General features: G+C 68.1%; 10 protein-coding genes and 1 tRNA gene. 1 reads left to right on the forward strand and 10 read right to left on the reverse strand.

Features of this window, described 5'->3' with window-relative positions; genetic code table 11:
• Positions 1-1811 precede the first annotated feature (1811 nt).
• The 4 genes from FHU30_RS36255 to FHU30_RS36270 are packed head-to-tail and all read right to left on the reverse strand — an operon-like array spanning position 1812 to position 6334.
• Positions 1812-2483 (reverse strand): DUF1444 domain-containing protein, encoded by a 672-nt coding sequence (locus tag FHU30_RS36255; protein WP_253882071.1) that lies wholly within the window; start codon positions 2481-2483, stop codon positions 1812-1814.
• Between the two features lie 51 nt (positions 2484-2534).
• The gene (locus tag FHU30_RS36260) at positions 2535-4619 is read right to left on the reverse strand and encodes a cobyric acid synthase (protein ID WP_253882072.1); all 2085 of its coding nucleotides are present in this window, start codon (positions 4617-4619) and stop codon (positions 2535-2537) included.
• A gap of 7 nt (positions 4620-4626) precedes the next feature.
• Entirely contained in the window at positions 4627-5568 is a 942-nt protein-coding gene (locus FHU30_RS36265) for a cobalamin biosynthesis protein (RefSeq protein ID WP_308211466.1), read from the reverse strand.
• Positions 5543-6334, reverse strand: a complete 792-nt coding sequence (locus tag FHU30_RS36270) for a phosphotransferase (protein WP_253882074.1) — start codon at positions 6332-6334, stop codon at positions 5543-5545. The genes FHU30_RS36265 and FHU30_RS36270 overlap by 26 nt, the downstream gene beginning before the upstream one ends.
• Before the next feature lie 126 nt (positions 6335-6460).
• Between FHU30_RS36270 and FHU30_RS36275 the strand changes: the two genes are divergently transcribed.
• A tRNA-Arg gene (locus FHU30_RS36275) sits at positions 6461-6534 on the forward strand.
• A 1089-nt stretch (positions 6535-7623) separates the two neighbouring features.
• On the opposite strand, the gene FHU30_RS36280 is transcribed toward FHU30_RS36275, so the two are convergent.
• From FHU30_RS36280 to FHU30_RS36305, 6 genes are read right to left on the reverse strand one after another with little or no spacing between them, the layout of a single operon-like run.
• Positions 7624-8388 (reverse strand): WXG100 family type VII secretion target, encoded by a 765-nt coding sequence (locus FHU30_RS36280; RefSeq protein WP_253882075.1) that lies wholly within the window; start codon positions 8386-8388, stop codon positions 7624-7626.
• Positions 8389-8395: 7 nt separating this feature from the next.
• Positions 8396-8773 (reverse strand): hypothetical protein, encoded by a 378-nt coding sequence (locus FHU30_RS36285; RefSeq protein ID WP_253882076.1) that lies wholly within the window; start codon positions 8771-8773, stop codon positions 8396-8398.
• A 2-nt stretch (positions 8774-8775) separates the two neighbouring features.
• On the reverse strand, positions 8776-9450 hold the full coding sequence (locus FHU30_RS36290) for a YbaB/EbfC family nucleoid-associated protein (RefSeq protein WP_253882077.1): 675 nt from the start codon (positions 9448-9450) through the stop codon (positions 8776-8778).
• On the reverse strand, positions 9447-10637 hold the full coding sequence (locus FHU30_RS36295) for a S8 family serine peptidase (protein ID WP_253882078.1): 1191 nt from the start codon (positions 10635-10637) through the stop codon (positions 9447-9449). Before FHU30_RS36295 ends, FHU30_RS36290 begins: the two co-directional genes overlap by 4 nt.
• The gene (locus tag FHU30_RS36300; RefSeq protein WP_253882079.1) at positions 10570-12069 is read right to left on the reverse strand and encodes a hypothetical protein; all 1500 of its coding nucleotides are present in this window, start codon (positions 12067-12069) and stop codon (positions 10570-10572) included. The genes FHU30_RS36295 and FHU30_RS36300 overlap by 68 nt, the downstream gene beginning before the upstream one ends.
• A gap of 11 nt (positions 12070-12080) precedes the next feature.
• Positions 12081-12440: a hypothetical protein gene (locus tag FHU30_RS36305; protein ID WP_253882080.1), complete on the reverse strand. Its 360-nt coding sequence runs from the start codon at positions 12438-12440 to the stop codon at positions 12081-12083.
• Positions 12441-12575 lie beyond the last annotated feature (135 nt).

The following is a 12575-nucleotide window of genomic DNA, read 5'->3' on the forward strand; positions in this document are numbered from 1 at the left end:
TCCAGCCCGGGCCCCCTTTACGGACTACCGCCACCCCCGCCCACCCCCTGTTTTCGGCCACCCCTCACCACCACCGCCCGCGCACCAGCCCAAACACCGAACGCCCCACCCCGAAACCCCCACACCGAACGCCCACCCACCAGGCCCCAAAACACACCCCAGCCACCCCAAATACACCACCCCGTCCACCAAGCCCCCTCGCACATCAACCACGCCGCCTACCCCAATCCCACCCCCACCAACCAGGCGACAGCCGCCCACCACGCACCGCCAAGCCCAACGCCCTGCCAACGGGGACTCCGACTCCTTGGGCCGCGCCCAAAGCCCTGGCCCCGCCAGGCAGCTACTAGGCCGTGTTTCAAGGTCCCGGCCCACCGCGCTCGCCTAGCGGCGTACTTACGCAGTCCCGGCCCACTGCGCTCGCCTAGCGGCTCGCTCCGTGACCGTGCCTGGGCGAACGCGGCATCGCTTCGCGATCAGCGCGATGCCGCTCGCCTCCGGCGTCGCGGCATCGCGCTGGTCACGCGTTCGCGCGCATGGCCGAGGCCACTTCGAAACAGGCCCTAGACGGCCCCTCCCCCAGACATGCCGCGCCGCGGGTGCCGAGGGGCCGCCAGACAAAGGGGCCGCCGAACCGCACGCCACGCCACCCCGCCGCGCACCGCCGGACCGCACGCCGCGGGCCACCGGGCCGCCGGGCCGCCGGGCCGCCGGGCCGCCGGGCCTCGGGGGCCGAGGAGCCGCCAGACCGACGGGCCTCCGGACCGCACGCGCCCCAGGCCGCCAGGCCGCAGGGCTGCCAGGCCGCAGGGCTGCCAGGCCGCAGGGCCGCGGGGCTGCCAGGCCGCAGGGCCGCGGGGGCCGAGGGCCGCCGGACCGCAGGGGCCGCCGAACCGCACGCCCACACCACCCCGCCGCGCACCGCCGGGCCGCACGCCGCAGGCCACCGGGCCGCCGGGCGCCGGGACGCCGGGCCGCGGGCGCCGGGGCAAGCCGCCACCGGCGCCGCGCAACGAAAGTCGGCCACCCGAGGCTCGTCCTTCCAGGCCATGCAGGATGGACGGCCCGGCCCCGCGTCCACTGGGGCCGACGCTGAACATTCGTCGCCTGTCCGACGAGCAATCCGTCCCGGCATGCAAAGGCCGCCGAAAGGCAGCTCCGCATCGGCCCGGCCACACGCTGCAGGAAAGCCCGCGTCGGAGGAACGCAGCGCGCACATCCGTCCCGGACGGAGAGCGTTGCATCCGACCCGAGCGAACGAGCACCACGTCCGCACCAGGCGGACGAGCAACGCGCCCAGGTCGGTCGGAGGGGCCACGACGCTCGGAGCGGACGGGCACACGCCCGGCATGGACGTGCAGCATCGCGTCCGGATCGCGCAGAAGAGCATCGCACCCGGACCGAGGAGCAGCGCCGTGCCAGGGCCGCACGGACGAACATCGCGCCTGGACAGGACGGAGGGGCACGACGACCGAGCAGATAAGCACCACGTCCGGCGCAGAGGGGCAAGGTCGCGCCCGAGCGGCACAGACCAACATCGCGCCCGGAGCGAACGAGCAGCCCGCACCCGGGTCGCGCAGGCGAACACCGTGCTTGGACCGGGCGGTGGGCACAACGTCCGAAGCGAACAACCGGTGCGGACGGGCAGCATCTCGCCTGGGCCGCACGGACGAACGCCGCGTCTGGGCCGGGCGCGCATCATTGGGCGCGGACTGGACGGACGAGCGTTGCGTCCGGAGCGGGCGGGTGGGCGTTGCGTCTGGTGCGGGTGGGCGAAGGCTGCGGGTGGAAGGGCGAGCGAGCCTTGCGGGTCAGGCGGGGAGGGGTTCCCAGCCGGTGGGGCGGCGGACGAGGAGGTCGCGGGTCAGGAGGCAGCCGGCCGGGACGTCCCAGCTCGCCGGGACGTCCGGTTCGGTGGCGCGTTCGGCGGCCCACACCTGCGCGACGGCCCAGCGGAGTTTGGCCAGGCCGTCGGGGTGGCCGGTGCCGGACGCCACGAACACGTCGCGCGCGGGGGCGGCGACGACCAGTTCGCCGTCCACGTCCTGGGCGAGCTTGTCGCAGAAGCCCTCGTCCAGGAGGAGGCTGGCCTCCAGGCCGCCGCGTCCGGACGGATCCTTCGCCTCGGCCGAGCCGAGCGTCACGGTCACCGCGCGGGCGTCCGGATACCAGCTCATGCCCAGCTCGGGACGCAGGTCGCGCAGGTTGATCGACGCCTGCCGGGCCAGGTCGCGCGGGTCGATGCCGAGCTCGGCGCAGTGCCGCCGCGCGACGTGCTCGTACCGGCGGCCCGCCCCGGCGCCGGGGAGCGTCACGGTGCCGGGTTCGGCGGGCAGTTCCAGCGCGTAGGTGACGTACAGGTCCGCGGCGAACGGCTCGCGGACGGGTTCCTCGCCGGGCGGCAGCGGGAACTCCAGCTGCACGTCGCAGGGGACCTTCGCCCTCATGAGCGGCACGACCAGTCTGCTCCGCGGCTCGGTCACCGGCGAACCTCCTTGCAGCGCGGGGTTGGCGGGGTACGCAAGTCGATCACCTTACCCGGACACCCGCCCCGGCGGGCGGTCCGCGCCCGCGTCCGGCGACGTCCGCGCGGACGCCCCGCCCGGCGCTTCCCGAAGCCCAGAAGGCGCCCCCAACGACACGTCCGCCGACACCGCGCTTGGCGTGTCCGCCGAAGCCGTGCCCGGCCCGTCCGCAGAGCCCGTCGATGCCGCACCCGCAGCATCCGACGGTCCCGTGAGCTGCAGTCCGGACGACCCCACGTCCGGCGGCGACGACGAATCCGATAGAACCCCCGGCCGCTGCCCGGCCGGCGAGCCAGACGGCGGGACATCAAGCGGCTCCGAAGATCCCTGCGGCACATCGGACGTCCTCAGCGGCGGGACGGCCGATGCACTCGCCGGCGGGCCTGCCGATGGTGTGCGCGGTGCCTCCGGACGCCCGGTCGAATGCGCATCGGAAGGCGCATCGGAAGGCGCGTCGGAAGGCGCATCGGACGGTGCTTCCGACGGCCCTCGCGGTTCCGGTGGCAGGACCGGCGGAGGGGTGGAGGATGCGGTTTCCGGGGAGTCTGCCGGCGGGACGAGCGGCTGACCCGAAGTGGCGCCGGACGGGACGGGCGAGGTTTCCGGAGGTCCCGCGGGTGGGACGACGCGCAGGCCGGGCGGAGCGCCGTGTTCCAGCAAGGCCAGGATCGCGGCGGTGTCCAGGTGCTCTTCGACCAGGTCGGCGACGGTGTCGAGGGCGGACTCGCGGAGCGCGGCGAACGAGATGTCCGGTGCGGGCGTGAAGTCGCGTCCGGCGCGTTCTGCGACGTCCGCGAGGAAGGCCCGCCGGAACGCGTCGTTCTCCAGCGCCCCGTGCCAGGTCGTGCCATAAGTAGCGCCGACGCGGCACCCGTCAAGGAACGGTGAACCGCCCTCCGGCTGGACGATCCCGTGGTGGATCTCGTACGCCCGAACCGGATGTCCGTAAGCCATACCGGACGGCCGTCCGAGCGTCTTGTCAGGACCGAAACGCACCCTCGTCGGGAGCAGTCCGAGCCCCTCGACCTCACCCGCGCCGGACTCGTACTCGTCCGAGATCGTGCGGGCGAGCATCTGGTGCCCGCCGCAGATGCCCAGAATCGGCCTGCCCTCGGCCGCGCGCGCGGCGATCGCGTCCGCGAGGCCGCGTTCGCGCAGCCATGCCAGGTCCGCGACCGTCGCGCGCGAGCCCGGAAGGATCACCAGGTCGGCGTCCGCCAGCTCCCCCGGCGACGTCACATACCGGACGATCACCCCGGGTTCGCAGGTCAGCGCGTCCACGTCCGTGAAGTTGGAGATGCGCGGCACCCGGACGACCGCCACCCGCAGCGTCTCCCGCCCGACCGGCGGCGCGGACTGCGCGCGCGGACCGTCCAGGGCGAGCGAGTCCTCGGCGTCCAGGTTCAGGCCCAGCTGCCACGGCAGCACGCCGAGCGTCGGACGGCCCGTCAGCGCCGCCAGCTGGACGAGCCCGGGCGCCAGCAGCTCCGCCGCGCCCCGGAACTTGTTGATCACGAAGCCGGCGACCAGCGCCTGGTCGGCGGGGTCCAGCAGCGCCAGCGTGCCGAAAAGGGACGCGAAGACGCCGCCCCGGTCGATGTCCCCGACCACGATCACCGGCAGGTCCGCGGCCCGCGCGAGCCCCATGTTCGCCAGGTCGCCGCGGCGCAGGTTGATCTCCGCCGGGCTGCCCGCGCCCTCGCAGACCACCACGTCGTGCGCGGCGCGCAGCTCGGCCAGGCTGTCGAGGACGACCGCGCGCAGCCGCTCCTTGTGCACGCCGTACTCCATCGCGTCCACCTCGGCGACGGGCCGCCCGAGCAGGACGATCTGGCTGCGCCGGTCGCTGCCCGGCTTCAGCAGCACGGGGTTCATCAGCGCGGACGGCTCGACCCCCGCCGCAACCGCCTGGGTGTACTGCGCCCGCCCGATCTCCGCGCCGTCCGCCGTGACCATCGAGTTCAGCGACATGTTCTGCGCCTTGAACGGCGCGACGCGCACCCCGCGCCGCGCCAGCCACCGGCACAGCCCGGCCGTCAGGACGCTCTTGCCCGCGTCCGACGTCGTCCCGGCGACCAGCAACGCCCCACTCACGACACCCTCACCCCTTACGGACGGACGCGACCAACGCACAGAGCATCGCCGAAACCACGGTCACGCGCCTGGACAACCCCACCGCGCGCCGGATGTCCCCGACCTCCGGCGAGCGCCCGTCACCCAACTCAGGCCGCTTCTCCACCTGCCCGCCATACGCGTTAGCACCGCCCAGGCGCACATCGAGCGCCCCGGCGAAGGCCGCCTCGCAACGTCCGGCATTAGGACTCGGGTGGGACGCGCCGTCCCGACGAAGCACCCGCCACGCCTCGCCCCGCCGTCCACGCGGCGCGCACATCACCGCCACGACCCCGGTCACCCGCGCCGGAACCCAGTTCACAAGATCATCCAGCCGAGCCGAGGCCCACCCGAACCGCTCATACCGCGCATTCCGGTAACCGACCATCGCGTCGAGCGTGTTGGCAGCCCGATAAGCGACCAGCCCCGGCACCCCGGCGACGGCCCCCCACACCAGCGGCGCAATGGACGCATCGGACGTGTTCTCCGCGATCGACTCGACCGTCGCGCGCGCCAGCTCGTCCGCCCCCAGCCCAGCCGGGTCCCTTGCACACAAATGCCCGAGCCGCCCCCGCGCAGCGACTAGATCACCCTCCTCCAGAAACCCTCTCATCACCCGCCCCTCGCGCCCGAGCGACGTCCCCCCAAGCACAGCCCACGTAGCGACCGCCGTAACCCCCGCGCGCACGAGCGGCCGCCCCTTCACAGCCCGCTCCACAAGAAGACCCCCGGCAAACGCCCCGCCCACCAGGCTCCCCGCGTAGACGACCCCGCGCGGACGAGAGTCCCCATACACCTTCTTCTCCAGCGCGGACGCAACCCTCCCGAACGCCGCAACCGGATGCCCACGCCTGGGATCCCCTATAGCCGCATCCAGCGCCACCCCGGCAACCAGCCCCACAGCCCTAGACGAGATGCGCATCGAGCTCATCCCAGTGCATCTCCAGCCAGTCCTGGGCCCGCCGGATGCGCGGCCCGGCGCCGCCGCGCCACAGCCGCGCCCACGCTCCCCCGCCCTCGGCCCGCGACTTCATCGCCGCGTACGACCGCTCGAACCGGACGCGCGCCGCCGGCAGCAGTTCCCTGCGCTCGTCCCGGGAAAGCCCGTACGCATCGGCGAACACCCGCATCCGCCGCCCCGCGTCCACCCCGTAAAGAAGATCATCACGATCGCCAGGATCGGCGAGCGGCGCCCAGTGCCGCAGCGCCGTCACCACGTCGTACATCCGCGTCGTCGGCCGCGCCAGATCGAAGTCGATCAACGCCACCGGCACACCACCCCGGAAAACCACATTTTCCGGCGTCACATCGCAGTGCCCGATCAGCTCGGGCGGACCGTCCAGATTCGATGCGGCCATGTCCCACGGGTCGTCCGGACGCGTCCCATAACCCCGAACCGCCTCGTGGTACCGCCGCAGCAGCCCCGCCACCCCGGCCAGCGCCTCATCCCCCACCGCCCACTCCGGCAGCGGCCGGTGCGGACACTCCCCGTCCACCCAGCTGATGATCTCCCGGCCGCGCTCGTCCACCCCGAGCATCCGCGGCGCCCCGTCGAACCCGACCGCCTCCAGATACCGCAGCAACCCGTGCACCGCCGGACTGTGCGCCCCCATGACCCGCCGCACGGTCTCCCCGACGCGCACCACACCCTCGGTCACGTCCCCGCCCGCGAGCGGCACCTCGATCTCCAGCACCACGCCTGAACGATATGACCTCTCCACCCGTCCCCGGACCGCCCCCGCCCGGAACCCCCCAAGGTGACCACACCCCCTGGCCCGGCAGTGCGAACACACCCCGCCTCGCTCTAGACTCCTCTTTCACAAGCGCCCATAGCTCAGCCGGATAGAGCAGCAGACTTCTAATCTGCCGGTCGGGGGTTCGAATCCCTCTGGGCGCGCCCGGTCTGACCTGCAAAAACACCAATCGGCCGTCCTTGATCACACCCCCGACGGCGCCCGACGGGCCCCACTTTGACCCCGTGGCTGCTCGGTGGCTGCTCGGTGATCGTCCGTGGCGTCGGTTTCGATGTTCCCACTGGCGGGCGTGCCAGCGATCGACAGCCGCGCCCGGCCGTTGATTCGGCCGTGCGGCCCCGATGGGCGGTCGTCCGCTGGCACGGACACCCGGATGGCTAGTGCGGCCGCGTGGACGCGCGTCAGCCCCACCGGGACGCATGACGGCATGGCCCGGCGGGGTCGACATTGGGTATTCGGGCCTGGCGGGCGCGCGTTTTCCGCATAGTTTCAAGCACTGGGCTCACGTTTCAGCCACCTGAGCGCACGCCACTGAAATAGCATTCAGGCGGCCATATTAATTATTTATGGAAGGTCTACAAGAATCGTCTTTGCAATACCTCGAACAGCGGAAGATGGTGCTTCCGCACTTCCGCCCCGCCGCTGATACCAGACCACAGCAACGTATCTGCCCTGGAGAACAACGATACGAGCTCCGGGGTTCACCGCTGAATTACTAGTCGTCTCCGACGACTTGTCACCGATACCAGCGACGTTCCGCCGCGTCTCGGGGTGCCAACTATCCAGGAGGGATTGGTAGCGAGCTTCCGCAGAGGCTTCAACACTGTGGAAGCTTCCAACCTCCGGACGCTGGAGATCGACGGACAGGAAGTTCTGGGCATTCTCCGACGTCGCGCGCCATTCACATCGCCTCGAGCTGGTGGATTGATTCCGCTGCAACACGCCACCGGAACCGACAAGTCGATCTAGATCGGCTGGCTTTATCCTCGCGCAGATGTCTGGAATGTTCGGGAGGTTCCCATGAGACGCATGATCCGAACTGGGCGATGCCATGAAGATCACGATAGCCGCGAGGACAGCACACGAGGCGGCGGTGGCCAGGACGGCCACGAAGACCCTGCCGACCTCGCCGGACTTTGTCGGTCGGCGACGAACGGGCGGGGGCATGGTTTCGGCCGAATTACTTCCTCTACCATTCACGTGCGCACGAACTTCCTGTCACGGTGCATGCATCAATTCCCTGGCTTCGGTACGTCTTGGTTGTCTCCCCATTTCTTGGGATCCGCGATGAACCCGAGTGGAAGGGATGGCGTGACCACCGGTATCTTCATGCCGGGTACCGGGGTCTCCGGGTCATTCAATGTGGAGATACGGACCGTACCGACCGGAGGATCCGAGAATGCGTTCTCAATACTATTGGTGGGTCCTGCAAATTTCGATGAACACTCCTCGAGGAGCTTATAAAGGTCCCACACGAGTTTCCCGAGAAGCGTGAGCAATGCAACTAGTGCGACAGTTCCTTTGGCGCCACGGCTTGCCGCGGCCTCTCCCTCGGCTGCCGGGCTCCCTTTCGCAGCCCCGATTCCAGCGGCCGCACATGCGACGACGAACTCGGAGCACATCCACGTTACCTGGCGCCGAATATCGATGATCGCGTCTGCTATATCGCTCAAGGCGGTGTGCACTTTTCCGAAGCCGCCCGCCAGCGGCGTCAAAGTCTGGTCTTTGACCGCACCGACCCACGTCGTGTACTGGTCTTTGGCATCACCAGACCATGCTCCGCCGGCGAAGCGCTGCGCGATCTCGTTGTCGAGGGGCCGTTGAACCTGGTCCTGGATCGCGCGGTTCAGTCTCTGCCAGTCGTCGGCTACGTTCTGGACCTTTTTCAGATCGCCCCATAGTTGAGTGATCACCCACTCGATATCTGTGAAGCCGTGCCCGACCGACTTGTAGATTTCGATGGTCCGCTGAACTGGCGGCGTGAAGTCATTGGCCATGGTCTAATCATTTCCTGGGGAGCAGGATATCGAGGGGCGACATCGGAGTCTGTGGCCTTTCGGCCATGGTCTTACGAAGGCGCGCGATTTCTTCTCGCACTTCAGCATCGGATTTATCATAGGTTCGCGAGGCGATGCGGATCGCCTCCGCCGCGTTCAACAGCGACTTGTACACCTCTCCGGTGTACTTCTGCGCCATGGTAAGCATATTCTGATAGGCGAAGGAGACTTCATGGCCTCGTGGGCCGAGCTCGGAGTAGCTCAGCTGGACTTCGCCTCCGGTCAGAGGGTTTTCGATGACTTGGGACCATGTCTGCGCCAGCTTTTGAAGATAGTCGGCATGCTCCCTGAGAGCACAACTCTTCTTCTCGTACCCGTTGGTCATCTCTACACACCCCTACCGTTGGCGACTTCGAGGAGCATCCGGACGTTCGATGCAGCATTGACTTCAGCCTGGTGCACTGCCGTGACGAATTGGGCGGCAAGGCGCTCCAAACCGACTTGCTTCGGAACTTCCGGGCGTATGGCGACTCGAATCCAGGATCTGTCCAGACTGATCTCCAACATTCCCACGTTCGAGCCGATTTCTTGACGAACCGTCCTAGAGGCTAGAGAACTAACCACTCCAAGCGTGGCGCGGCGACGTTCTTCGTACTCGGCCACGCTGTCCCGAATCTTCGGCGACCCGTAATCTCCGAGAGACAGGTAATCCCTTCCGCTCCCTTCCCCAGACAGAAGGGAGACGAAACTGCGTGGATTGGGCAGCTCGGAAAGATACCTCTCATGCGCTTTCGCTTGAAGTTTGTCGCTGCGCAGCCACACGCCGGCAACAGCCTCGCTTATCTGTTCACCGAGTCGTTCTGGGTAGGACAGAGCGACGGCTTTGATATCGATCGCGGTCAGATTCCCAGTGCCGTCACACGTCGCCTGCACCACGCCAGATTGATCACTGAAGGTAACCTCTTTACGGGCCAAGCCGTCCTGCACTTGCAGCACCCGCTGCTGCAAGGCCTGCAAACTGGCCATGACTTGCCCGACTCGCTGTTCAGTGGGCTCGGTCACGCGTGCATCTCCATCCGTCCGTTGGCAGCTTTACGCCTCCTGCGATACCACACGGCCGACGACGCGATCGCCACCAGCGCCAGAGCAGACGATCCGAGGAGCAGGTATGTAGGGGTTTTGCTCGACGTTCGTTCTTCTGCTTTGTCATGACCAACACGTTGTACGGAAGGTGGCGGCGTCTGAGTAGGGCGTTTTGCCTTGGCCATGTGCTGGTCCCAGTTACTGAACACCGGGTTGGCCGCGGCAGGGGTAGGCCCATCGGCGAGGGCAAGGTATGGACGGATCAGGCCGAAGCCGGATTGTTCGTCGCGTCCTGGCTTGCCGACGTCTCGTGCCGTACCGATCAGCCTCTGTACGACTTCACGGCCTGTCATCCGTGGGAATTTGGCTCTCACCAGTGCGACGATCCCCGACGTCAAAGCCGCGGCCTGACTGGTTCCGCTGAGACCAGTGTGAAAGCGACCGTCTCTGAGGACGGTGCCAACCTGCTGTCCAGGAGCAGCCAAGGTGACGTAGGAGTGATGGCCAGTCCTATACCAGGGGTTCATGAGGTGGTCGACGGCGCCTACGGCCAGTACCCCAGCACATGCGGCCGGCTCTTCCAGCGGGTTGTCCAGGTGACCGTTGTTTCCGGCCGCAGTCACGATCACAACGTCCCGCTGAAGTGCGTAGTCGATGGCCTCCTGCAACCAGGGCATGCACTGGTATCGCCCGGTGATCGTCGGTGTACCCACGGAAATGCTGATGACCTTCGCTCCGTGATCGGCGGCGTACCTGATCCCGCTCGCCTCTGAACTGGTGAAGCCACCCTCGCCTTGCCCGTGGGTCACCCTGATCGGGAGGATCTTCGCATCGGGAGCCACGCCAGCCATGCGCTCCCCGCTGCCCTGCCCGGCGATCAGGGCAGCCATACCTGTCCCATGGCCGCCGTTGGCGTCGTCGCTGTCGGTCCTACCGTCGGACTTTCCGCCGGTGGCGTCGGTCCCGGGAAGGATGGCTCCACGAAGATCCGGGAGGTCAGCGTTGACTCCCGAATCGAGCAGACCCACGGTGACGCCCTTGCCGGTACTCACCGGCCACAGGCGATCCTCCACGCCCCAGGTGGAGAACCACCACTCATCATCCCTGGACTTCGGAGTCGCATTCGCCGGGACCATCGAGGTCAAGGAGGTCGTCCAGAAGATCATCAAGGTCAGCGTCAGGGTCGCCCACCTCTGCCTCGACGACCTCCGGGGTCGAGGTGACCTCGTCGAGATGATGGTCTGAGGCGAGAAGCTCCTCAACAACGGCGACATCTGGGCCTTCGCTTGGTTTCTGTTCGTCGGGCTGCTCGTTCGTGTGGCCGCCGGCCTCAGCCGCCTCATGTCCAACAGCCCGCTCCAGAAGGGCCTCCAACTCTTCAACGGCAAGCGGCCCTTCTTGCTCATGCGCATCAGGGTAGGCAACACGTCCAGCCCGGGCAGGCATCTCACCGATGATCGGCGGAGCAACATCCTGTGCACCCCGCCAGATGTCGGCGTCCTCTGCCAACCACGATTCGCGCTCGCGCTCCAGCCGCTCCTCTTCTTCCTTCTTGGCATCGGACGGCACGGGCACTCCAGTACCTGAACGCTGCGCGGTTGAGCCGCTGCCAAGGCCGCCGTTTCCCGCCGTTCCACTTCCGGGGGTCCCGAACGGCTGCCCCAAGCCCCCTGGTGAACTGCCGGGGGCGAGGGTCGGAGTGAATCCGAATGGATTGCCGGTCCCACCAAATCCGCCAGGAGGGCCACCGATGAGACCCGAGCCGTCGACTCCTGGACCTCCCCAGCCACCGTTCGGCAGGTTCGGCCCGCCGACTCCAGTGGACGGTGTCATCCCCGAGAGATCCGTGTGACGACGGGGCGACCAATCAGGCGGATTCCATTCAGAACCTGGTGGCGTTCCGGCGCCTGGCGCGGGATGGTGCCCTGAACCAGGCACCTGTGGATGACCGCCGCCGTGCGGCGCTCGCGGAGCATCGCCCGAGGCAGGCGAATAGCCGTGTCCACCGGGCGGGTGGCTTCCTGGCAGGCGGCCCGCCCCGTCCCCCGGGCCACCAAATGGGGATGGAGAGGAGTCGGAGGGAGGAACGAACCGGTCATCATCGACAGTGGGCAGGTCCTTGTTGAGGTGGCCTGGCATCGTCGAATACGCCTGAACGACGTGCGTGTTCACTGTTGACATCACGATCCGCGCAGCAGCGTCGGCCATAGGCTGGTTCTGCGGGGTGATCTGCCCCTCGGGCCACTTCATGTACTTGAATTGCGGGAGCACCGCTCCGTATTGCCGAAGGGCGGTTCCCGCCTGCTGGGTGCAGCTCGTGAGGGCGTTCGCCGTTGTGGACAGGCGTCGCAGGGCGGCCTTCGCTGACTCGGCCGGTTCGCCTCCCCATCCGCCGTCGAGCAGCCTCACGGCGTGATCAGCAGCCGCCAACAGACCTTGGAAGGCAGACGAGGCGCTGACGTAGGCATCACCTGCCGCATTGACCGCGCCGGGGTCTGTCGCCTGGAGGAGGTTCTTGATCGTCGCCGCGTCATAACCGGCGGGGTTGCCGGTGGGATGCCCAGCCTTGAGGGCATACGTCGCCTGCTTCTTACCCATCCCTCTTCCCCTCAGTTCCCGAACGGAGCGTCGGACTTCTGCGGGTCATGTAGCTGCTCGCGGACACGACCGACCTTCCGCTGAGTGTCATCCTCGGCGACCCCGTAGTTGGAGGCGGATCGACGAAGCGCCTCGATCACGGCGCGATAGCCCGAGAGCAGTTCAACCGAGACGGAGCTGATGTGCTGGTGGGAAAGACCCACCGTTTGAGCCAGTGCCTGGCCCGCGTCCCAGTTGCCCACCTGCTGAGCTGTGACCTTGCCCCGGGCCTGGAGCCCTTCGAGCGCCCCCGTGTCACCGAAGGCATCAAGGGCGCGTTCTAGCGCCGCCGCAGCACCGAGGATCTTGGACCGATCCCATTCCGCGGTCACCGCAGCACCCAGTCCCTGAGGGGCTCCGCCCTGTCGGGACCAGGCCGCTCGCGCGGCGGAACGATCGGTCCTTCATGCGACACAACTACCTCCGGGGGACGGAGCGGATGATGACGCGGGGACTCGACGCGTGAT

It is taken from the genome of Actinomadura rupiterrae (assembly GCF_024172125.1).
Taxonomy (GTDB): Bacteria; Actinomycetota; Actinomycetes; order Streptosporangiales; family Streptosporangiaceae; genus Spirillospora; species Spirillospora rupiterrae.